Source organism: Pseudoalteromonas sp. B160, assembly GCF_037162485.1.
In the GTDB taxonomy this organism is placed as follows: domain Bacteria; phylum Pseudomonadota; class Gammaproteobacteria; order Enterobacterales; family Alteromonadaceae; genus Pseudoalteromonas; species Pseudoalteromonas rhizosphaerae.
On sequence record NZ_JARLUX010000002.1, the window covers coordinates 619,282 to 643,789 of the forward strand.

A 24,508-nucleotide genomic window follows, 5' to 3' on the forward strand; every position below is an offset into this window, starting at 1 on the left:
ATGAAGCGAATTACTACATTATTTTTACTCAGTTGCACATTTTTATTAAGCAGTTGTGCTGCGCCAGATGTTGAGTATTACCAAGGAAGTCAGCCAGAATTTAATTTTAAACATTTTTTTAGTGGCAAATTGAAAGCCTACGGCGTTGTCCAAGATTATAAAGGTGAATTAACCCGTAAGATGGTTGTTGACATGAATGCGAGCTGGGATGGCAATAACGGTGTTATAGAGGAAGATTTTGTTTACGATGACGGTGAAACTCAACGTCGAGTGTGGAACATAACACTCAATGCAGACAATACTTTAACTGGCACTGCAGGTGATGTCATAGGTATCGCGAAAGGGAAAAGTAATGGCAGTGTTTTTCATTGGCAATATACCCTAAAACTACCTTATGGAGATGACACCATTGAAGTTAATTTAGATGATTGGATGTATCTGGTAACACAATCACGCTTGATTAACCGTACAGCTATTGATAAGTTTGGCATTGAGGTTGGGGAAGTAACCTTAGTTATCGAAAAAGTTGATTGATCAACAAATTACCATATTGATTTACTAAATAGTGCTTAAGTTCATTGTTGGTTAATCTTTAAATCAATATTTATTTCGGCAATTATTTAAAATTTACTCATTTTTTAAGAATTTACGTGAAAAAAGCATTTTGCTGTTGCCAATACTTAAAAAATGCATAAAGATAGGTTTTGCGAAGGCAAAATAATAACGAATAGGAATTTAACAAATGAATAAAGCTCAATTAGTTGAAAAAATCGCTACTGATGCAGAAATCTCTAAAGCAGCAGCTACACGCGCACTTGACGCATTCACTGGTGCTGTTACTTCTTCTTTAAAAGAAGGTAATTCAGTTGCACTAGTTGGTTTTGGAACTTTCTCTGTAAAAGAGCGTGCTGCACGTACTGGCCGTAATCCACAAACTGGTGCCGAAATCCAAATTTCAGCTGCAACTATCCCAAGCTTTAAAGCAGGTAAAGGTCTTAAAGATCAAGTTAATCCTTAATCAATTAGATTGGTTAAATAAAAAAGGGCTGATTAGCCCTTTTTTTGTATCTGCTCATTAATCTAAGGTTTAAGCTTTTAGTGCTTTATCACCGCGGCCAATACCTACCGCACCAGAGCGTACAACTTCAATTATGTCAGTCTCATGGCGTAAGGTATCTAAAAACGATTCAATTTTATCTGTGCTACTAACAAGCTGCAATGTGTAGCTGTTGCGACCCATGTCTAAAATAGCACCTTGGAATACATCTACCACCCGTGTTACTGCAGCTCGCTTAGCTTCATCTTGAGCGAATACTTTTACTAATAGCAGCTCACGTTCAATATGCGCCATTTCAGTTAGATCAATAATTTTTAATACATCAACTAATTTATTTACCTGTTTAGTGATTTGCTCAACCACACGGTCATCACCCATGGTAGTGATAGTAATACGTGATAAAGAATGATCGTCTGTTGTGCCAACTGTTAAACTATCAATGTTATAAGCTCGTTGTGAGAATAGGCCAACAATACGCGATAATGACCCTGGTTCATTCTCAAGTAAAATAGATAATATACGACGCATTATGCTTTCACTCCTTTACGTAACCACATTTCATCAACTGCTCCAAGCTTAATTTGCATTGGGTATACATGTTCATTTTCATCAACAAGAATATCTAAAAACACTAAACGGTCAGTGATCGACATGGCTTTATCGATTGCGGGCTGTAGTTCATCAAGAGTATTAACGCGAATACCGACATGGCCAAAACTTTCAGCAAGTTTGACGAAATCAGGTAACGATTCCATATACGACGATGAGTGACGACCGCCATAGACCATATCTTGCCATTGACGCACCATACCCAGAGAGCGATTATTCAGTGACACCACTTTTACAGCCAAGTTATATTGTAAACATGTCGAAAGTTCTTGAATGTTCATTTGAATCGAACCATCACCGGTGACACACACTGATTCTTTATCCGGGAACGCAAGTTTCACTCCCATTGCCGCTGGCAGACCAAAGCCCATAGTGCCAAGACCCCCTGAGTTGATCCATTGGCGCGGGTTTTTAAACGGGTAGTACTGCGCCGCAAACATCTGATGCTGACCTACATCAGAGCTTATATAGGCATCACCATTGGTGGCTTTATAAATTGCTTCAATGACGGCCTGAGGTTTTATTTTATCGCCCGCAGTGCTGTAGCTTAAACATTTTTGTTCACGCCAGCTAATGATCTGACGCCACCAATCTTCTTGAGCACTACGATCAATTTTGATTGGACTTTTATCTATGGCTGTTTGTAATTGCTCAAGTACGGTTGATAAACAACCGACGACTGGAATGTGAGCTTTGATCGTCTTTGAAATAGAGGTTGGATCAACATCAACATGAACAATCGTCGCATTGGGACAGAATTTCTTCACGTTATTGGTTACCCTGTCATCAAATCTGGCGCCCAGAGCTAAGATCACATCGGCATTTGCCATCGCCTTATTTGCTTCCAGGCTCCCGTGCATACCTAGCATACCAACGAAATTAGGGTGAACACCGGAAATACCCCCCAATCCCATTAAGGTATTAGTTATTGGTGCATTGAGTGATTCAACCAAATGAGTCAGTTGCTCTGAAGTGTTAGAAATAATAATCCCGCCGCCTGAGTAAATGACCAGTTTTTTAGCTTCTAAAATAGCGGCAACGGCTTTGCGAATTTGCTTTGGGTGGCCTTTGGTATTTGGACTATAGGTTCTCAGCTCTGTGGTTGCTGGAAACTCAAAATCAAATTTAAGTGCAGGGTTTAACATATCTTTTGGCAGTTCTACGACCACAGGACCTGGGCGTCCAGTACTTGCAATATAAAATGCTTTAGCCAAAATTTTAGGAATATCTTTTGCGCTACGACAGTTAAAACTGTGTTTTACGATTGGCCGAGAGCAACCAACAATATCGGTTTCTTGAAATGCATCATCACCAATTAAGTTAGTCGGCACTTGACCGGATAGCACTACCATAGGGATAGAATCCATATAGGCTGTAGCGATCCCCGTTATACAGTTTGTCGCACCTGGACCTGATGTTGCTAATACTACGCCCACTTCACCTGTGGCACGTGCATAACCATCAGCCATATGGGTTGCTGCTTGCTCATGACGAACTAAAATATGCTCAACATCATCTTGCTGAAATAATGCGTCATAAAGATCTAATACTGAGCCACCGGGTAGCCAAATATATATTTTACCTTCAATGCCTTTAATGCCTGAACAACTAGTTCGGAGCCATTATATTGTTGTGTACTCATCCTCATTCCTCTGTGTGCCAGTTACCGATTGATTATTATCATGAGTAATAATGTGCTATTGCACGCACTCCCCATTTATTCTGTGCAATTACCGTATAATTTAAATGCATAAAAAAACCCCCGCTTAGGGCGGGGGTTTTTAAAAAGCTATTTCACCTTCTAATACATCCCCGCTGGGCTTAAAACTAAGACCAGTACGAGTACAGTGACTAGGTGAAATTGATATTTCATAATGTTATTTTTCTTCTCGGTATTTGTTATGTAAATTTTAATGAGTTATTGCGCCGTAATAGCCAAATACACACTAAGTCTACTAATTCAATAGCCTTATTTTTAAAGGTTTTGCCAGCTAATGTCAACAGCCAAAACGGCAATGTTGCATTAAAATTCCAAATTAATTGTTTTTCTACTTAAAAATTGCTTTAGATCGCATTATTAACCGTGGAAAATAAAGAAATTATGCTTTTTGATTTGTTGGGGTATTCAAGGTGTACCTATAACTGTAATGTAAGTATATAAATTATTAGCTATTATTATCTTTATGAAGTTGTTGATAGGTGATCCTGTGAAATACTCACAATTGTTATGTGCACTGACTTTGGTATTGTTAAGTCAACATAGTGTGGCAATACCACAAAATAGTAGCCCAACTGATATTGGTGTCGTTAATAAAGAGCGAATTTTATATTGGTTAGATAAACGCGGGCAGCTTGACGATAAAATAGCGAATGATAAATTATTATCTGATTATATTGGCCGTGGTGGATCAGTGCATTCACGTCGGCAACTAAACCCTCAAGTTTTAACTCAACAACGAAAAATGGCTCAGCGCTTAGCGAGTGTGTCTTCGCAGTTACCTAATTCGAAAAAAAATACCGTAAAAGTTTTGGCTATATTGGTTGATTTTCCTGACTTACCTCATGATGATAATGGCTTAGCCGCAGCTGACAGCGATATGTACTACTCAAGCTATAGTCAGCAGCATTACCAACAAATGTTATTCGCTACTGATGGTTACTCAGGACCTCAGCAGCAAACTTTGCAAACAGCATATCAATATTATCAGCAAGCCTCAGGGGAAAGCTTAGCATTTACGGGTCAAGTTTATGGCTGGGTAACAGCCGATAATGATGCGAAAAGTTATGGGGCTCGCCAAGGGGGAAATAATGATATTGATGCACCAAGTTTAGTGCATGAAGCGGTAGAAAAAGCCGTAGCCAAATTTAATATTAATTTAGCCGATTATGATTTAACAGATTTGGATGATCGTGATGGTGATGGGATCACCAATGAACCTGATGGCATTATTGACCATGTTATGATTTTCCACTCGAGTATAGGTGAGGAAGCCGGTGGTGGTATATTGGGTACAGATGCAATTTGGTCACATCGTTTTTATGTGTACGATCAAAACAATCAGCCAAGTGCGGTTGAAGGCAGTAGTATTCGTTTATTTGGTTATACTATCAATCCTATCGACGCTGGTATTGGTGTGGTGGTACATGAGTTTGGTCACGACTTAGGTTTGCCTGATGAATATGATTTAACCGGCAGTTCGCTTGGTGAGCCTGTGGCATTATGGTCAGTTATGTCTGGTGGTAGTTGGGCAGGCTCACCTAGCGGTTCACAGCCGGTGATGTTCAGTCCTTATGCACTCGAATATTTACAAAACCGTTATCAAGGAAACTGGCTTAATCAAACAACGATATCGTTAGACGAAATCGATACCAATCAACAGCAAATACTTCGCCATAGTAGTGGGGTATCAACTGAATTAAACCAGTTGAAAATCACCCTGCCAACTAATTTACAGCCGTTTTATCAAGCGGTAGAAGGGCACTTGCAATATTACTCTGGCAGTGGCGATAATGTTTCACAAAGTATGACATTTACAGTTAATATACCTGCAAGTACGCAGCCTACTTATCTTGATTTAAGTGCTTATTACAGCATTGAAGCGCATTATGATTATGCTCAAGTATTAGTAAACGCCCAACCTATTGCGTCGCAATATACCCAAGCGGTTAATCCATTTTATGGAGACATTGGTCCATATATAACAGGGTCTTCAAGTTCAGTAAATGACGCTCAGCAGCCGAATAATTATTTACGGCATCGTTTTGATTTATCAGCTTATGCTGGTCAAACAATTACGCTTAGTTTTAACTATAAAACGGACACTTATACTCATTATTTTGGTCTAGTTGTTGATGATATGACCATTAGTCAAGGTGATACTTTCGTTTGGCAAGATAATGCAGAGCAGTCAACACAAGCACAACTTGATGGCTTTAGCCGAGTGGGGGATCACATCTATACAAAACCACACAATTACTATTTACAGTTACGTAGTTATTTAGGAATTGATAGTGGTTTACAAGTTGAGCAGTATTCACCGGGTTTATTACTTTGGTCTGCTAATGAACAGTATACAGATAATAATACTCCTGAGCATATTGGCGAAGGGTTTATACTGGTTGTTGATGCCGATCAAAATGCCATTGCAAAAGGTAACAGCAGCGTACCTGCCAGTACTACGATTCAGTTAAGAGATGCTGCTTTTAGTCTTTATGATCAGCGCCAAGGTTTAGGCGATACGCAGTTAGCAGCAATCACTGAGTTTAATGATAATAATGATTACAGTTTTGCCACGCAACCGGCCTCTGGTGTAAAAGTTTCACAGTTTGGTTTTAGTTTTTCTATTGTTGAGCAAGCGATTAATAATAGCTCAATTGAATTGAATTTAGGCTATACACCACAGTCTGGGATCAATGTAATTACTAATGATCTCGAAGCGAGTTTTGAAATTAAAGGAATGGCGTTGACCCCAACCGATAGTTTTAACTGGCAGTTTGGGGATGGCAAAAGCAGTGATGAATTGAATCCAAGTCATACATTTGCTGATTATGGTAGTTACACTGTGGGTTTTACTCGTACTAATGAACAAGGGCAGCAGTTTCAAGAATCGATGACTTTTGTGCTTACTGCGCCGCTATCAATTTCCAGTGTGGATACCAATATAGAGAAAGGCAATGTAACTGCAAAAGTCACTGTATCAGGGGGTCAAGCACCTTATGACTATGCATGGCAATTAGGTGATGGCTCAACTGCGAAAGGGCAGAGCATTAACCACCGCTATGAATACAGTGGCGATTATACCTTGAGCGTTATTGTAACTGATGCAAATGGCGCTATGCAGTCTTTTGCAACCCAAGTGTCGGCAGATGTATTACTTACAACACAGGCCAGTTACAGTGCAAAAGATTTGCTGGTTAATTTTAACAGTGATACCAAAGGCGGGTTTAATAATTACACTTACAGCTGGGATTTTGGAGATGGCAATGCTGTAAGCCAACAGGCTAATCCTACACACACTTATAGCCAAGCGGGAAGTTATGTGGTGACACTGACCGTGACTGATACCTCTGAAAATGGCATAAAAAACACCTTACCTGCTAGCAAGCTTACTGTAACAGTGCAAAAACAAGTTGCCAGTTCAGGCTCCAGCGGTGGAAGTCTATTTTGGTTATTGTTACTGCTACCGCTCAGTTTTCGAACAAAGATGCAAGCATAAACTAAGTGACAAAAAAGCCAGTAAATACTGGCTTTTATTATAATGCTAATAATCTAGATTTGGTTTATAAACGGTCGATAACAGCTTGTGTGAAGTCAGTAGTACCGTGACTGCCACCTAAATCGCGAGTGGTACGATCACCCGATTTAATTACGTCAGCTACAGCACTGCGAATACGCTCTGCAGTTTCGCCCATTTCTAAATGCTCTAACATTTGAATAGATGCCAAAATAACAGAGGTTGGATTTGCTAAGTTTTTACCAGCAATATCAGGTGCGCTGCCATGAACTGCTTCAAAGATTGCTGCATCTTCACCGATGTTAGCGCCAGGTGCCATACCTAAGCCGCCTACTAGACCAGCACATGAGATCAGATAAAATATCACCAAACAGGTTTGTCGTAACGATAACGTCAAACTCTTCAGGGCTCATTACCAGTTTCATACAGGTTGCATCAACAATCATTTCAGTTGATTCAATTTCAGGATAACGTTCCGCAACTTCACGAGCTACTTTTAAGAATAAACCTGAAGTTGATTTTAAGATGTTAGCTTTGTGAACCGCTGTCACTTTTTTACGGCCTTCACGCACGGCTAGTTCGTAGGCAAAAGTAACGATTTTTTCAGCACCTTCACGGGTGATCATAGACATTGCTTGTGCTTCGTTGCCATCTTCTGATGTCACTTGGCCTAAACCTGAATACATACCTTGCGTATTTTCACGTACCGTGATGATATCAATGTCTTCATAACGTGCTTTGGTGCCAACAAATGACTTTACTGGGCGTACATTGGCGTATAAACCAAACTGCTTTCGTAATGTTACATTGATTGAAGTAAAACCTTCACCAACTGGCGTAGTTAGTGGGCCTTTAAGAGTAATTTTATTACGCGCAATAGTATCAATGGTATCTTGTGGTAATAATTCACCGGTCTTTTCTAGGGCTGCAAGACCTGCATCAACGAATTCATAATCAAAATCGCACCCTGCGGCTGTTAAGATCTCAAGGGCTGAATCAATAATACTCGGACCGATGCCGTCGCCTTTGATCACTGTGATGGTTTGTTTGGCCATGAACTTTTCCTATTACGAGTTAGAAATGCACGTAAATGTGACGCATTATTATACCAATCGACTTAAATATTTAACCATTCTAGCGTGCTAAATAAAGCGCTAACTGCGTTATGAATTTCTCAAGTAGAACAACTACATGTCGAAATTTATGCCTTGTTATCACTCTATTTATCTGTCGCTATAAATGGCTAGTAACTTAACACGATTGGTATTAAGCGATTACTTGTTAGATTATTTACGTGAATGAGTTTGAAAATACAAGCGGCTTTTATAGCAATTTATTCAACTTTTTGCCAGTAAAACCCACGAAAACGCACTAAATTAGTCACTATGTCTAATAAATATTCATACGCTATTGCTTAAACCTAGGCTTGGTAGCTGTGCATAAAAATCCTCGCTGGACTGCCAATCTAAGCGTTTTAACACTTGCTCAAAAGTGTGTGTTTGCCAACTACTTTGTATTACGTTGGGTTGATACACCTTAATAACGACGAGTTTTATTGCAACCCATAATTGTGCTTCCGCAGATAAGTGTTGTTTTTTGCTGCTCAGCATCTAAAAGCGCTTGTGTCCATGGGTTGTCACCAAGCAATTCAAGTAAATAAGCCGATAAATGCCCACTATCATGAACTGTGACACCAAATAACCATGCAAAGGGCATACTTACATCACTTTTAGGTGAGTGTTCATACACTGTCTTACGGCTAATTGTGGTGCTACAGTATTCAATTAAATAATTAACGTAACCATAAATAGGCAAAGCGAGGTGCTCAAACTGGTTGTGTTGATCACGACTTACCAGTTGGTTTAATAAACTTATTATTGCCTGTAAACGTAATTGTATATGTTGCATTAATGGATGCGCTTGGTGGCTTACTAATTGCTCAAAGAGCACCCGTTGAATGATTGCTGGCGCATTATATAAGCCGACCATTGATAAACAATGGCGTAAATCTTTGCCTGCTAGCTGCTCTTTATTATAAGGCTTCACTGCTTCACGAAGTAACTCTATTGTCGCTGGATGATTGTTGAGTAATTTAGCAAGGGCACTGTATGAGTATTCCTTTTGTATTTTAACTTGGCTTATCAACATTAGTAATTGTTGTTTTTCAACGTTTACAATTTCAATAGCGGGAGCTATGTGTTCATTGAACCATACGCTAAACAATAATCGCTTGTCTTTACTTGGGCGTTGTTTTGAATGCGATTCTAGCTTTGCCTTAACACTATACCATTTGGTTTTTTGCTGCTCATGCAACGCAATTAATAAATCCCGTTGCTGGTGGTTTTTACCAATATACGTGAGCTGCTGATCGCTATAATTAACTAAAGAGCCTGGCAGGTAAGGGCCAAAATGACCGATTAATGCTTTTAATGCTTGTTGGGCAAACAGGTTGGGAGTACGGATATAAATATCAGCCACTGCTTTATAGATGTCGATATGATCATTTTGGGTACGATAAGTAATGTTCATCGCAATAATATTTGCTAATGCAACTAACGTCGTTGGTCCATCATAGATCATGATTTTTGGCGTGCTTAGCAAGGCCTGCTTATACTTATTTAAGCGCGCTAAAATACCCGCAATATGATCAGTGGCAATGTTAGCTGATTGCAGTAACTTAACTGCTAGCTGATGACGCGACTGCCATTGCTTTTTTTCTTGTTGGGTAAGAGGTTGGCGCAGGGCCAACTTATTGGTTTGTGTTTGCACACATAAATAGTTAGTTAAACACACACAAATAAGCAATTGGCTGATTTTACTGTCGTAACTTAAACTGCGACAAAATGCGGCGACAATGACACATTGATTGACTACTAAGTTGGTTGTATAACCTTGTGTTTCTGCATATAGAGTAAGTTGGGCTTGTATTGCATTTGGATGTGAATCATAGAGTTTATAATATTGCTCAGCCAGTTGTGTTAACAGCGGATAAATTTGTGGCCACTGACTTCTATTATGATAAAACCTTAATAATTTGTCAGTCTTTTCAAATAGGCTGGCAAGATCTTGTGCGCAGAGTTCATCCATAAATAATCAATTACCCGCGTTGCTCAAATGCATCAAATGCACTTGGTCCCCACAAAATCAATTCGCCATTTTTAAACAGTAAACCAGTACACTCATCCATAGTCGTGATCCCATCTGATTTGATATGTTGAGTACGGTAAAAAATAATTTGCCATACCTCTTCGTTATCACGTTTAGCGAATGTTAGATCTGGACTGCCTAAATACTCTAATACAGTGTTTAAGTTAGTCGGTGTTTCGATACTTAATTTAGCGATATAACGTTTATTGAACGCTTCTCGGTCCTGCCATATCATCGCTTGCGGATCATCTTTATAAAAAGTAATGACCAAAGTAGCGATTAAGGCATATACACCTAAACCTAATATGAGATAGCGAAAAAACTTCTTAAACATTGTGCACTCTTACGCTGAGACTTAAATTCAGTATACGCATAGTTCAAATTCAGTGCTACGTGAATGCGATTAATTGAGTCTTAACTGCTTTAAACTAAAGCCTAAGTTAATATCTGTACGTAAACCAACCAAATGTTTCGAGGTAATATAGTCAGCCATTCCTGTTGCTAACTTTTTACGTACTGCTGCAGAGAGCGTTTCATCCTCTATTGCGAATGTTATATCTGCGTGCTTACTAATAATCTCTTGTGCTGTTTTAGTACCAATTCCCTTAATACCAGGGATATCATTAGTTTTATCACCAGCCATTGCCCAAAAATCAATTAATCGAGCTTGCTCAACACCAAAACGTTGTACGATAGAGTGATGATCTAAATATTCTTTTTTAAAATAATCATAAACATTAATATAATTATTTAAGCTAGGTAGAAACCCTTTATCAGTGGAAACAATTGTACAATACAACTGATTTTGCGCCATTTTATGGGCTAACGTGGCGATAATATCATCAGCTTCATCATTTACTGGGGCAAACACCACAATACCCGTTTGCTCAATTGCCTGTTTAAATTTATCTAATGAATTTTTCAGAGTTTCAGGCATGGGGGCACGGCTGCTTTTATATTGAGCGTAATAATGATAACGCCAGCTTTTATCACCATCAAATACAGCAATAGCATGTGTTGCTTGGGTGATCTTTATAAGTTTTTCGCAAGCGTGAGCTACCCGCGCGCAGCAGGTATTTATCATTTGCTCATCACTGCCTTTATTTTGATTACTATCAACTGCATAAATGCGCCTAATTAAATTAAGCGCATCGATTAAAAGTAACTGACCTGACACGAATACATTAACCCTTATGCTTTGACTTCATAACATGGAACATATTGACTGCCTGGGAGCTTCATTCTTCCTTGCTCAACAAATGCTTGCAGCAGTTTATCCATGGCTTTCATTAAAGTCGGCTCACCGCTAATGATAAACCGGCCATGTTGTTTAATGGCTTGAATGCCTTCGTCTTTGACATTACCAGCAACAATACCAGAAAATGCACGGCGTAAATTAGCGGCTAGTAATTGCTTTTCTTGGTCTAAATGTAAATCAAGCCCAGCCATATTGGCATGAGTTGGCGCGAAAGGTTGCTGAAATTCATTTTCAATTTTTAACGTCCAGTTGAAGTAATATGCATCGCCCTGACTCTTGCGGTAATCACGCACATTTGCCATTGCAGATTTGAGTTTGATCCCAACTAATTCTGGGTTATCAATAATAACTTCAAATTTATCAAGCGCCTCTTTACCTAACGTCATTTCAATGAACTGGCATAATTCGCTAAAGTAATTTTCACTTTCTTTCGGCCCAGTTAAAATAACCGGTAACGACTGTTTGGCATTATCAGGGTGAAGTAAAATGCCAAGTAAATACAATAACTCTTCGGCAGTGCCAGCGCCGCCAGGAAAAATAATTATAGCGTGGGCGGTGCGTACAAAGGCTTCAAGGCGTTTTTCAATGTCTGGTAAAATAACTAGTTCATTGACGATCGGATTTGGTGGCTCTGCGGCAATAATACTAGGCTCTGTTAAACCTAAATAACGGTTGTTGGTGTTGCGCTGTTTTGCATGTCCAATGGTTGCGCCTTTCATCGGGCCTTTCATGGCACCAGGGCCACAGCCAGTACAAATATTTAAGCCACGTAAACCAAGCTCGTAGCCTACTTGTTTAGTGTATTTATATTCGTTTTCATTAATTGAATGACCACCCCAGCAGACAATCATACTTGGATCGCTATTTACGCGAAGCGCTGCGGCATTACGCAACATATCAAAAACCATATGTGTAATGGCTTTTTGTTCGGTTAAATCTTTTTCGTATTTTTGACAAATAAATAAAATATCACGTATAACTGAGAAAATATGTTCATGAATTCCGGTGATTATTTCACCATCAACAAAAGCGGTAGTCGGAGGGTTAAGTAGCTCAATTTTTATGCCTCGCTCACGGCTTAGTAAGCGAATATCAAAATCTTGATATTTATTGTAAATCTCTGAGCTTGAGTCAGTATGACTGCCAACATTAAGAACAGCTAGCGCACAGTTTCTAAATAACTTATAGCGTTCACTGTTAGACGATTGTTCTAATAAATCAACTTCGAGCTGCGACAGTAAATCTAACACACCTGTCGGGTTTAACTGTATTAACATAGGCGTTCTCCTTGCTATAAAAAGCACTGGGTCGGTCGTAGTTATTCATTGATACACAAGCGATCACGACCGGTATTTTTTGCTTTGTAGAGGGCATCATCGGCGCGGTCAAAAGCGCCCAATGGGGTATCACCTTTTTTAAACTGAGTGGCACCGATAGAAACCGTTATCTCTACTTGTTTATCTCTGAACTTGAACGGAATTCCTTTCACCGCTCTTCTTAGTTTTTCAAGGGGTCTTTTAGCATGCTCTAAGGGCATACCTGGCATTAATAAAACGAATTCTTCACCGCCGTAGCGAGCAATGAAATCAGATTTTCGGATTGACATTTGCAGTGCTTTAGCAATCACTTGTAACGTTTTATCTCCAGCGCTGTGACCGTATTTGTCGTTGATAGACTTAAAGTGATCAACATCAATCACCACTAAGGTGACATCTGATTCTTGTACTGCAAACAAATGAAACTCGTGATGAAAACGTTCGTCAAATGCAGCTCGATTTGGCAGTTTTGTAAGTCCATCAAGCAAACTTTTAAAACGTTGCTCATGCAGGCGTTTTTTGTATTTAGATAATTTTGTTTCGAGGCTGCCAATACGTTGATTTATTTCTTGGAAACTGCTTAATAGCATTTCACGGTCTTGCTGTTCAAGGCGCTCTTTTTCAATTAAGTCTTCGCTTAACGATTTTAATTCGTTATCAACTAAGGCTTTTAATGATGAGATTGAAGTGGCATTTTGGGTTTGTGCCGTCAGATTATTAATTTTACCTTCAATGCGCTTATTTAATGCTGTAAATTCAGCTCCCATTGCTTCTGAATGTTTACTTGTAGAGACAATCGAGTGATGTAATTCTTCGAGCGTTTGGTTCAATGACACTAAAAAACTTTGTGCTGATTGTCGCTCTTTACTGATATTACTGGCAATGATGCGAATAATATCTATTGCTGAGGTCAATAAATCATCAACTGAATCTGTTTCAGAGATATTATTTTTGATAGTTTTTACTTGATCTGCGGATTCATCTTCAAACACTAGATCATTAGCTAAATTTAATAACTCTTTTGCTAAACTGGGTTGTACAGCACTTTGTTGACCATCTGCAACAGTTAGTTTTACTTGTAATGCTTGATGATAAATAGTCACTAAACGATTAAGTAGCGGAATAAAATCCCGTGTCGATTGCACATTATTCAGTTCATGGTCTAGTAAATGACGCAACGTTCGGCGTGCATCATCCGGTAACCCTTTGGTTTTTTGTAGTAACTTGCCAGCATCGAGCACACTGTTATGAAGTTCACGCTGATGTGTAGCCTGTTGTGCTTCTTGGTTTTTTAGTAGTGTGAGAATCTCGTCTATGAGTGGCGCGAATAACTCAAAATCCACCCCTTTAGCCAGTGCACTACGAAACTTAGCTAAGCGATTATCAAGTTCAATATCCATCCCTTTACAGCTTAACGATAACTTAGCTGCAAAGTGTGTCAATGTGTCTACCTGATGTTTACGTGCATGTTCAACGACCATGCGAGTATCAATGGCTTGTTTAAGTTTTTTGTTTAAAACTTCGAGCTGTTGTGACACTAATAGTTACCGCCATTGATTAAATCTTTCATTGCTGTAAGTTTACAACAAAAATCGCACAAATGTAGTCAGTAAGTCAAAAACTTAGCATTTGTTGATGATTTTTATTCATTGAACCTATCTGCACGTGTATTTATCGCTTTTAATTCACATTTTCTATCATCATTGTTACGCTCAGGCACAATAAAATTAGTTGATATATGAATTAAGAGCCGCAATGAAAAAGTTTTTAGCATTATCGGTATTAGCCGCATTATCTCACTCGGCATGGGCCGATGTTAATTATTCGCTCGCTGTTACTCAACCTGAACATCATTTAGGCAACGTTAGCGTAGAATTTCCACAAACGGCACAAGCACATTTAGATGTAAAGTTGCCAGCTTGGCGAACAGGCCGTTACGAAATTTTGAACCTTGCAAACGGTGTGCGTTTTTTCGAAGCAACAGGTGAGAATGGCAAAGCATTAAGATGGGAAAAAATTGATGCTAGTACATGGCGAGTACATTTAGATAAACCAACGGAAGTTAAAATTGATTATCAAGTGTATGCCAATGAGTTAGGTAAACGCGCACGTCATATCGATGATAGTCACGCATTTATAGATGCATCAGGCTTTTTTATGTTTAGTGAATCATTTCGCCAAGAGCCAGTAACGGTCAAGCTAGATGTGCCGAAAGCTTGGCGCTCAGTATCAGGTATGGATAGTGCGGGCTCAAAGCATAGTTTTAAAGCCGCAGATTACGATGTATTAGTTGATTCGCCGATTGAAACGGGTATTAATCAACACCACACCTTTGCAGTTGATGGCCGCGATTATGAATTAGTGATTTGGGGAGAGGGCAACTATGATGTTGAGCAAATGCTTATCGATCTGAAAAAATTAGTCGCTACTGGTAATATTATTTGGGATGCCTACCCGTATCAACGTTATGTATTTATGGTACATGCAACCTCAGGAGCAGGTGGCGCCACCGAGCATTTAAACTCAACGATTATCCAACGTCCGCGAGATCGTTTTGGTTCACGTGAAGATTACCTTGCTTTTATTAGCACCGCGGCACATGAATTTATCCATACTTGGAATGTAAAAGCATATAGACCTGAAGGTTTAGTTCCTTACGATTACACGCATATTAATTACGATAAACTATTATGGATAGCTGAAGGCTCAACCAGTTATTTTGAAGATCATTTAATGGTGCGGTCAGGGATTGCCACGACTGATGAATTTTTAAACGTGTTAACGAAAACCGTCAACCGTCATTTATTATCGCCAGGGCGTGAAGTACAAAGTGCCAGCGAAACCAGTTTTGATAAATGGATAAATCAAGGTGGTGACCATGCACGTAACTACAGTACTAATATTTACTCCGAAGGCTCATTGATTTCGATGGCCCTTGATATTGATTTACTTGAGAACAGCCAAGGTAAGCAAAGTTACCGTGATGTTCATCGTGCACTTTACAATCAATATAAAATGCCGCATGGCTTCACTGTTAAAGACGTGAAAACTATTTTAAAACATTTAACGGGCCGCGATTACAGCCAGTGGTGGGCAAATAATGTTGATGCACCAGCAGATATTGATTTTGACGCACTGTTTAAAAAAGTTGGCTTAATGTTAGAGCGTCCAAAAGATGCAAAAGCCGTTGCCAGTGTTGATGCGATGGCAAAAAATACTGGTGAGTTATTAACTTTAACTCATGTGCGTCGCGATGGCGCTGCATGGCAAGCGGGTTTGACCAGCGATGACAAAATTGTGGCAATTAACAAAAAGCATGTTGGTAAAGATTTAAAATCAAGCTTAGAAACATTTAAAGCAGGGGATAAAGTAACCGTTGATTTTATACGCCGTGATGCATTACGAAGTACCACGCTAACGCTAGCACAAGGCTTCGATAAAGATAAAAAGCTGGTTGCTGACAAACAGGCAACTGCACAGCAAATGGCATTATTTAAAGCATGGATGGGTGTAGAGCACCCAAACCTCGCTAAAAAATAAATACTATTTAATGATTCTAGGTTATGAGTAAAAAGGAGCTGCGGCTCCTTTTTTGTACTTAGGATCATCGGGTAAAGCACGCTTAGTCTTTTTGATAAATGCCGCCGTTGCAAAGTGATTATTTACCGCGCTACTGAGTTGCTGACCTTTACGGGCTAAAAATGATTTTTTTACGCTGGCATTGCTACGCGACTTTATATCACTTACTTGCTCACAATCTTGAGAGACTGGATACGGCAGTAATGAATAGCCTGTTACTTGAGTTTCCCATATATGTTGTAGGTCACAATCAACAGGGCGGGCAAATGTCTTAGTAGCTGCTAATAATTGTTTCGCACCTTGATAACTGATTGCAGAAGCACAACATCCTGTCATCAACTTTTTATGGATCACTAATTTTTGCTCAAACTGCAACGGCACTTGATAGGCGATTTTGCGAGTACGGTTTTGATAAGCTGAGAGTTTTATCAGTTGCCAAGTGAGCGGTAATTGTTCAATATTTTTAATTGCACTATTAATACTCGTATCTAAGATAAAGTCATCTTCGAGCACAATTGCGTAATCAAGTTTTCTATCGACAATGGTTTGCCATGCTTTGCGATGGCTCAAGTAACAGCCAATCTGCCCAGCACTGAGCGGGTAATGGTATTTTTGTTTGTTGAGGCTAGGACTGTAATTAATTTCTTTTTGCGCTTGTGAAAGCATGGCGCCATCAATTGCATCTATACGCTCAAAACTTAGCCCATGTGCAGCTAATTGTCGCTGGCTGTTTGCTAATCGCTCCGTTGAACGAGCGAGGTTGATCAAAAAAATAGCAGTCATAATTAGGCCGTGCATTATTAATAATATTTAAATCCTAGCTATTGAAAATGACCAAATGATTGCATTGTTGTGTTGTTTTTATTGCCAATAGAGCTCGAAGAAGTATTTGTTTTCAGTATTTTGTTACACAATAGTGCAGCTATTTTGTCGCAGAAATATTGACCTTGCTAAGGCTGCACGCGTAACCTGTTATAGAAACAATAAAAAGGATAAAAAAATGCGTTTAAAACCACTCATAGCATCACTTGCTATTGTAGTATCGGGCACAACATTTGCTGATGAAGGCATGTGGCAACCACACCAACTTCCTGATCTAGAATCAATTCTAAAAGCCAAAGGACTAGAAATTGACGCAAAATCGATTTCTAAATTAACCGAGTTCCCAATGAATGCTGTGATAAGCCTTGGTGGCTGTACCGCATCCTTCGTATCGCCAAAAGGGCTGGTGGTTACCAATCATCACTGTGCTTATGGTTCGATTCAATATAACTCAACACCAGAGAACAATATTTTAGAAAACGGTTTTTTAGCAACAACACCGGCTGAAGACTTACCAGCGGCACCTGGCTCTAGAGTGTATGTAACTGAAACAGTTACCGATGTGACCAAAAAAGTAATAAAAGGCACTGAAAAACTCAGCGCAAAAGCGCGCTACGACGCGCTAGAAAAAAATGAAAAAGCGTTAGTGTCAGCATGTGAAGCTGACGACAATTATCGCTGTAATGTGTATTCATTCCACGGTGGTTTAGAGTTTTATTTGATCAAATCACTAGAAATTAAAGATGTACGCTTAGCATATGCGCCTGCTATGGGCGTAGGTAAGTATGGTGGCGATATCGATAACTGGATGTGGCCGCGCCATACCGGCGACTTTTCATTTTATCGTGCATATGTAGGTAAAGACGGCAAACCGGCTGAATTTAGCGAAGACAATGTACCTTATGTGCCTGATTCATATCTAAGTGTCAGCGCCAAAGGGGTCCAAGATGGCGACTTTGTTATGGTAGCAGGCTATCCTGGGCGCACTAACCGTTACCGCATTGCTGCTGAAGTTGATTATGTATTTAATACCAGCTATCCAAAATCACGCGAGCATAATTCAAAATATGTCGCTTTGATTGAAGAAAATTCAGAAGATGGCAGCAAAGCGCGCATCGCCTACGAAAGTACTATAGCGGGCTACAATAACTATATTAAAAACTACGGTTCAATGATCGAAAGCTTTAATAAAGGCACGATGTATGAACGTAAAAAGCAATTTGAACAAGATCTAACCGCGTGGATAAACAGTGACCGTAAGCGTAAAAAACAATACGGTAAAGTGTTAAATGAATTGTCGGCGTTAGTGGCTCAATCGCAACAGCACAATGAGCGTGATCGTATGCTTGGCTATGTGCACCGCTCACAAATGATCAGTACCGCACGTAGCTTATATCGCCTAGCTTATGAGCAACAAAAACCTGATAGCGAACGTGAATCTGGCTATCAAGAACGCGATTTACCACGCTTTGAAGCCGGTTTAAAGCGCATGAGTCGCCGTTTTGATGCAAACGTTGATAAAGCCATTTTATTACATTTTTTAGAGCTGTATGCCGCGTTACCTAAAGAAGAGCGTTTTGCAGAAGTAGATAAAGTTTTTGAATTAGAAAATGGCTTTGATAAAACCAAGCACAGTGCACTATTAGCAAAAATGTATGCTAATTCAACGCTAGATAATGAAGACGTTCGTATCGCGTTATCTACGCAATCATTTGCTGAACTTGAACAAAGCCAAGATGCATTTATGCAATACGCGAAGGCCATCTTTGCCGTAATGAAAGCTGAAGAAGACAAAGACAAAGCACTTGCCGGTAAACTACAAGCGGCGCGTCCACAGTTAATGAGTGCTATCATAGCGTTTAATGAAGCACAAAATAAACCTGTGTATGCAGATGCGAATAGCACATTACGTGTAACGTATGGCACTGTTGGAGGCTATTCACCGCAAGACGGTTTGATAGCAACACCGTTTACATCACTTGAAGGGCTACTTGCAAAAAACACCGATGTTGATCCATTTAACGCGCCTGAAAAACTGCAACAGCAAATCAAGGCTAAAATATTTGGTGATTACACCGGTGGCATGAATACCGTACCAGTTAACTTTTTATCAAACGTAGACACGACTGGAGGTAACTCAGGTTCACCAACACTTAACGGTAAAGCCGAACTGGTAGGCTTACTGTTTGATGGTGTGTACGAAAGTATTATTGGCGATTGGGATTATAACCCAGCACTTAATCGTTCAATCCACGTTGATTCACGTTACATGCTGTGGGTGATGGATAAAGTAGATAACGCACAAAACCTATTAGACGAAATGAAAATCGTAAAATAAGTAATGAGTAAAATAGTAGGGCGCTTACCATAACGGTAAGCGCCTTTTTTAATAAGTATAATTTGTAATGACTTATGTCTACTTTTTGCTATGAGCGGAAGTTGATTTGCCGAAGCCGAACTGGCAATAAAGCACAAACAAAGCAAGTACTTACTTTATAAATGAGCTCAGAACACCGTATAGGGTAGCAATATCAATTGGTTTTGCTATATGCGCATCAAATCCTTGGCTTAAATAATCAGCAACGTCATCAATCATTACATTTGCGGTTAGTGCAATTATCGGTATATGCTTATTGAAATTAATGATATTTTTCATTGCTTCAACACCATCCATTTCAGGCATTTGTATATCCATAAGTATCAAATCAAAGTCCTTTTCTTTAGCTGCTTCTACTGCCTGTTTACCGTTATCTACAATAGTTAATGATGCATTAGTGCCTTCGAGCATTGACTGAATGACAATTTGATTGATTTCGTTATCCTCAGCAATCAGTATTTTCTTTCCCCTCAACGGCGGCGGAGTCATAGATTTTTGTACGAAAGAGCTGACACTCTTATTGGTTATAGTTAATGGTAATATGACTCTTATAGTGGTGCCTCTACCCACATTGCTTTTTACATCGATAGTGCCTCTCATCATAAGAATAAGACTGAGGGTAATCGACATACCCAGCCCAGTTCCACCAAATTTACGTGTTGTTGAGTTGTCTGCCTGTGAAAAACGATCAAATATACGAGCTTGAGCTTCCTCACTCATTCCAACTCCTGTATCAGCCACTTCAAGACTAATAGCCTGCTTTTCTTGGTGAAGAGTTTCGCTCAAGTGAATGTTTACGCTACCCTTTTCAGTAAACTTAACAGCATTCGACACAAGATTGAGTAATATTTGCTTAACACGGACAATGTCTCCTAACCAGTGATCATTAAAATTTTCATCAATATTATTGACAAGTTTAATACCCTTATTACTGACTATGCTGTCCACTTCAAATTTCACAGATTTAATTATATCGCTAATCGAAAAAGGCTCTTGCTCTAGGCTTAGTTTATTGCTCTCTATCTTTGAGTAATCCAAAATATCGTTGATAATGGTTAACAGCGATTTAGAAGACGATACTGCATTTTTAAGCATTACTTTGGACTTGGCATCGAGATACTCAGTATTGACCATCTGCAGTCCGCCTAAAATTGCATTCATGGGCGTACGTATCTCATGGCTCATATTTGACAAAAATTCACTTTTCGTTTGGGTTGCCTGCTCAGCTTTTTGCTTAGCTACTTCTAGCTCATTTATCGCATTTATTTTATCTGTAATGTCGTAATTTACACCGATGACTTTTAGAGCGTTGCCATCATTATCTCTAATAACTTCTGCGCTAGCTTTGATTGTTCTTACCTGCCCGTTTGGATGTACTACTCTAAACTCTGGATTAAAAGCACCTAAACCTGATACGGCATCCTCTAATTGTTTGTTAGACTCTTCCATATCATCAGGGTGAAGACTATGAGTCCAAGCTTCATAAGCACCAGAAAAACAATTCTCTGTAATGCCATACAGCTTGTACATCCATTCATCCCAGATTAATTCTCCCGAAATGACATCCCACTCCCACACACCAATTTGAGCTGATTCATTTGCCAATTTCATTCTCAGAGAACTGGTTTCAGCTTGGTTTTTTGCTATTTGTAATTCGGTTTCTATCTGTTTCTGATGGGAAGTATCTTGGATGACAGAGCAAATCAGCTCATCGCCATTTGCACTCTTAATTATAACGCCCGACAATTGTACGGGGTATTCATAACCCTTTTTATGAATATATTCTTTATAGTAAGGTCCGTAACGGCCTGTTTCTGAGAGGGATTTTAGTTGTTCTTTTTCTTGTTCTTCGTACTTTTTTGGTGTCAACTTCCAATAGTCCATTTGATTTAGTTCGTCTTTGTCATAACCACTAAAACGACTCAGTTCCTTGTTAACATACTCAAATAAACCATTATCTAACCTATTAATTGCAATGCCTACCGGCGCTAAGCTAAAAAACTGTTCAAATTTTTCTTTTTCCTCATTGAAAGCGTAGCTAATTCGTTCTATGTCTGTTGAAGCACTATGCAATTTGTTTTGCGTCTCAACTAATTCACTAATATCTCTACCTATGGCTAAAATAAAAGCATCACCATCCACATTTAATACAGTCAGAGATACAAGGCATGGAAAAGATGAGCCGTCTAATCGAGAGTGAACCCACTGAAACAGCTGTGGCCCTTTAGTCAGAGTATTTTCAATGTGTTCTGCGGCTATTTCCTCTGAACGTCTGCCACATGGTTGATACTCAGGTGAGATATCAGAAGGCTTTAAATTAATAAAGTTGTCTTTACTTTCGACGCCGTGCATATTGATTGCAGCTTGATTACATTCTGTGAATTTACCAGATTTCAGGTCGATTATTGATAGTGCGTCCCCAGATACTTCAAACAACTTCTTATACTTTATATTTCCAGCTCTAGCGTTTGCAAGCTGAACTTTAAGCTGGTCAATCTCCGCTTCGAGATCGTTTGTGGGATTACTCATAAGAACTCACTGTTAATTGTGTTTTTTCTTTTCCTATATATAACAATAGCTATAGTCCATTTTTTGTAAAAACAGAAGTTTTAAATAGAGAGTATTGAGTGGCTATTTCCTTATAGCACCGTTTGACGAGAATCAATGTTTTTTCAAATAGCGACAAACTACGAGAAGATAATTATAGTTGCCTGTAATGATGAGTAAAAAATACAACAGATTATTGTTCTTTTTATTTTTTATAGCTGAAAAGTCCAGAGGACGATCTGGAGTTAAGATACGTTCAATCAGTCTATGCACGCTTCACAGCCTAAACCATAATAAACAGCTATGTCCACTTTCTTAAGAACAGCAGGTGTTCGTTTAAGGTGGAACAAACTAACATAATTCTCTTAGCAGAATTTAACTTAAATCTAATTACTTCAACATCCTTTAATATATTTCATGTGCACTTTATAACCAATAAATGCTAGCTTAGTGGCAAATTAATTGAAGGAAATAATTATGAAACTTGAGTCTTTAGCGCTGCATCACGGTTATGAATCTGAACCTACAACTAAATCGGCGGCGGTGCCGATTTACAATACATCATCGTATACGTTTGATAATACTCAGCATGGTGCTGATTTATTTGATTTAAAAGTACCGGGAATATTTATACTCGTATTATGAACCCGACTAATGCGGTGCTTGAACAGCGTATTGCGGCCATGGAAGGGGGCATTGGTGCGCTTGCTGTGGCCTCTGGTATGGCGGCCATCACTTACGCAATTCAATGTTTGTGTGAAGTGGGCACTAATATTGTCAGTACCAGCCAAGTGTATGGTGGTACTTATAACTTATTTGCCCATAGTCTACCTCGCCAAGGTATTGAAGCGCGGATGATTAAAGCGGATGACTTTGCCGGTTTTGAAAACGCGATTGATGAGAATACCCGTGCGGTTTTTTGTGAGTCGATTGGTAACCCTGCAGGGAATATTGTTGATATCGCTCGATTAGCTAAAATAGCCCATAGCAAAGGCGTGCCGCTGATTGTAGATAACACAGTTGCAACGCCCTATTTATGCCGGCCATTTGAGTTGGGTGCCGATATTGTGGTGCATTCGCTTACTAAATATATTAACGGTCATGGTACTGCTATAGGCGGCATGATTGTTGATTCGGGTAAGTTTGACTGGAAAGCCAATGCCACTCGTTTTGCGATGATGAATGAGCCTGATCCGTCGTATCATAATGTGGTTTATACCGATGCTTTTGCTGAAGCGGCGTTTATTGGTCGCTGCCGCGTTGTTCCACTTAGAAATACCGGTGCGGCACTTGCGCCTAAAAACGCCTCTGACATTTTAATTGGTCTTGAAACTTTAGGGCTAAGAATGCAGCGCCACTGTGAAAACGCGCAACAGCTTGCTGAATACCTAGATAATCACCCTAAGGTGCTTTGGGTTAATTACGCGGGGTTAGCGTCAAGTCCCTATAACGCAATGAGTAAAACAACCACTAGTGGCAAAGCGTCTGGTATTTTAAGCTTTGGGATAGCGGGTGGCCTTGAAGCTGGCACTCGCTTTATTGATGCGCTGAATATGATTTTACGTTTAGTAAATATCGGTGATGCAAAAGTCATTGGCTTGCCACCCAGCATCAACCACGCATCGACAATTAAATGATGAAGAATTGGCGAACGCAGGGGTTAGCCGCGATTTAATTCGTTTATCAGTGGGTATTGAAAACATCGACGATATCATTGCTGATGTAAGCCAAGCGCTCGATAAAGCTTAGTAATGTTAGCTACAGGGGTAAAGCGTGATCCACATTAATGTTTAAACATGCATTTTATGTTTTGCTTGTAAGGTAGGTTTTATTTATGACCTACCGCACAAATTTACGTTTATATTCGTATATTGATTTAAATAAAATGGAGTGCCTGTACATGAAACTATTAATTTTTTTAGGTTCAGTTCGAAAAAGTTCGCCACCTAAGCCGGCACGTCTCGGTGAAAGAGTTGCCAAGGCATGCCAACGCTGTTTGCTTGAGCAATACAGTGACCACGATATTGAACTGATAGATCCGCTAGACTACGATCTGGACCCTATATTTAAACCGCACTTTGCTTATTCACAAGCCGAGGTGCCTAAAAAACTCGATGACCTAGCGGAAAAAATTAAAGCCAGCGATGGTTTTATTATGGTCAGCCCTGAGTACAATCATTCAATGAGTCCAGCATTGGCTAATCTATTAAACCATTTTGGTAGCTCTTTATTTGCTTACAAACCCAGCGTTATTGTTACGTATTCTGCGGGGCAGTGGGGTGGCGTTCGTGCCGCTGTTGGGATGCGCAGTTTTTTAAGTGAACTTGGGTGTTTGCCGGTGTCGGCTATGATCCATGTGCCAAAAGCGCAAGATGTATTTATTGAAAGTGGTGAAACAAACAAAGAGGCAGAGCAAGCATCATGGCGCGAATATTTTTCGCGGTCGTTTAATCAGTTACTGTGGTGGGCTGAGGCAGCAAGTAAGCAACGTGAGCAGCTTGACCCTAAGCAATTAATTAAAGACTTTAAACGCGACCCGTCGCAACGCAATGCACCTTAATA

General features: G+C 39.5%; 14 protein-coding genes and 3 pseudogenes. 7 read left to right on the forward strand and 10 right to left on the reverse strand.

The features are described from left to right. Positions 1–534 carry a DUF3833 domain-containing protein gene (locus P4S61_RS21310; protein WP_182758268.1) on the forward strand — a complete coding sequence of 178 codons (534 nt, stop codon included), beginning with the start codon at positions 1–3 and terminating at the stop codon, positions 532–534. 208 nt (positions 535–742) lie between these two features. Next, the gene (locus tag P4S61_RS21315; protein ID WP_145235830.1) at positions 743–1,018 is read left to right on the forward strand and encodes an HU family DNA-binding protein; all 276 of its coding nucleotides are present in this window, start codon (positions 743–745) and stop codon (positions 1,016–1,018) included. 69 nt (positions 1,019–1,087) lie between these two features. Here the strand turns inward: P4S61_RS21315 and ilvN are convergent, their stop codons facing one another. After that, the gene (gene ilvN / locus P4S61_RS21320) at positions 1,088–1,585 is read right to left on the reverse strand and encodes an acetolactate synthase small subunit (RefSeq protein ID WP_149980181.1); all 498 of its coding nucleotides are present in this window, start codon (positions 1,583–1,585) and stop codon (positions 1,088–1,090) included. Next, positions 1,585–3,308: pseudogene (locus P4S61_RS21325) on the reverse strand (acetolactate synthase 3 large subunit). Before P4S61_RS21325 ends, ilvN begins: the two are co-directional and overlap by 1 nt. A 541-nt stretch (positions 3,309–3,849) precedes the next feature. Here P4S61_RS21325 and P4S61_RS21330 point away from each other — a divergent pair. Beyond that, positions 3,850–6,882, forward strand: a complete 3,033-nt coding sequence (locus P4S61_RS21330) for an immune inhibitor A domain-containing protein (RefSeq protein ID WP_442961611.1) — start codon at positions 3,850–3,852, stop codon at positions 6,880–6,882. Positions 6,883–6,946: 64 nt separating this feature from the next. Here the strand turns inward: P4S61_RS21330 and P4S61_RS21335 are convergent. The 6 genes and pseudogenes from P4S61_RS21335 to P4S61_RS21360 all read right to left on the reverse strand — a co-directional run bounded on the left by P4S61_RS21335 (position 6,947) and on the right by P4S61_RS21360 (position 14,159). Then, positions 6,947–7,955: pseudogene (locus P4S61_RS21335) on the reverse strand (isocitrate dehydrogenase). 481 nt (positions 7,956–8,436) lie between these two features. Further along, positions 8,437–9,987 (reverse strand): hypothetical protein, encoded by a 1,551-nt coding sequence (locus tag P4S61_RS21340; protein WP_337119162.1) that lies wholly within the window; start codon positions 9,985–9,987, stop codon positions 8,437–8,439. Between the two features lie 10 nt (positions 9,988–9,997). Beyond that, positions 9,998–10,381 (reverse strand): DUF3192 domain-containing protein, encoded by a 384-nt coding sequence (locus P4S61_RS21345; protein ID WP_145235813.1) that lies wholly within the window; start codon positions 10,379–10,381, stop codon positions 9,998–10,000. A gap of 69 nt (positions 10,382–10,450) precedes the next feature. Next, positions 10,451–11,224: a flap endonuclease Xni gene (gene xni / locus P4S61_RS21350; protein ID WP_145235810.1), complete on the reverse strand. Its 774-nt coding sequence runs from the start codon at positions 11,222–11,224 to the stop codon at positions 10,451–10,453. A gap of 14 nt (positions 11,225–11,238) precedes the next feature. Next, entirely contained in the window at positions 11,239–12,582 is a 1,344-nt protein-coding gene (ppnN, locus tag P4S61_RS21355) for a nucleotide 5'-monophosphate nucleosidase PpnN (protein WP_145235807.1), read from the reverse strand. A gap of 41 nt (positions 12,583–12,623) precedes the next feature. Next, the gene (locus P4S61_RS21360) at positions 12,624–14,159 is read right to left on the reverse strand and encodes a GGDEF domain-containing protein (RefSeq protein WP_337119163.1); all 1,536 of its coding nucleotides are present in this window, start codon (positions 14,157–14,159) and stop codon (positions 12,624–12,626) included. 217 nt (positions 14,160–14,376) lie between these two features. On the opposite strand from P4S61_RS21360, the gene P4S61_RS21365 reads away from it, so the two are divergent. Beyond that, positions 14,377–16,161, forward strand: a complete 1,785-nt coding sequence (locus tag P4S61_RS21365; RefSeq protein ID WP_337119164.1) for a M61 family metallopeptidase — start codon at positions 14,377–14,379, stop codon at positions 16,159–16,161. 21 nt (positions 16,162–16,182) lie between these two features. Here the strand turns inward: P4S61_RS21365 and P4S61_RS21370 are convergent, their stop codons facing one another. After that, positions 16,183–16,983: a glycosyltransferase family 25 protein gene (locus P4S61_RS21370; protein WP_182734168.1), complete on the reverse strand. Its 801-nt coding sequence runs from the start codon at positions 16,981–16,983 to the stop codon at positions 16,183–16,185. Between the two features lie 217 nt (positions 16,984–17,200). Between P4S61_RS21370 and P4S61_RS21375 the strand changes: the two genes are divergently transcribed. Continuing rightward, the gene (locus P4S61_RS21375; RefSeq protein ID WP_182758273.1) at positions 17,201–19,360 is read left to right on the forward strand and encodes a S46 family peptidase; all 2,160 of its coding nucleotides are present in this window, start codon (positions 17,201–17,203) and stop codon (positions 19,358–19,360) included. A 150-nt stretch (positions 19,361–19,510) separates the two neighbouring features. Here the strand turns inward: P4S61_RS21375 and P4S61_RS21380 are convergent, their stop codons facing one another. Continuing rightward, positions 19,511–21,928 carry a PAS domain-containing hybrid sensor histidine kinase/response regulator gene (locus tag P4S61_RS21380; protein WP_337119165.1) on the reverse strand — a complete coding sequence of 806 codons (2,418 nt, stop codon included), beginning with the start codon at positions 21,926–21,928 and terminating at the stop codon, positions 19,511–19,513. Positions 21,929–22,423: 495 nt separating this feature from the next. On the opposite strand from P4S61_RS21380, the pseudogene P4S61_RS21385 reads away from it, so the two are divergent. Beyond that, positions 22,424–23,695: pseudogene (locus P4S61_RS21385) on the forward strand (O-acetylhomoserine aminocarboxypropyltransferase/cysteine synthase family protein). Between the two features lie 151 nt (positions 23,696–23,846). Continuing rightward, complete coding sequence (locus P4S61_RS21390) at positions 23,847–24,506, forward strand: NADPH-dependent FMN reductase (RefSeq protein ID WP_149980197.1); 660 nt, start codon at positions 23,847–23,849, stop codon at positions 24,504–24,506. Positions 24,507–24,508 lie beyond the last annotated feature (2 nt).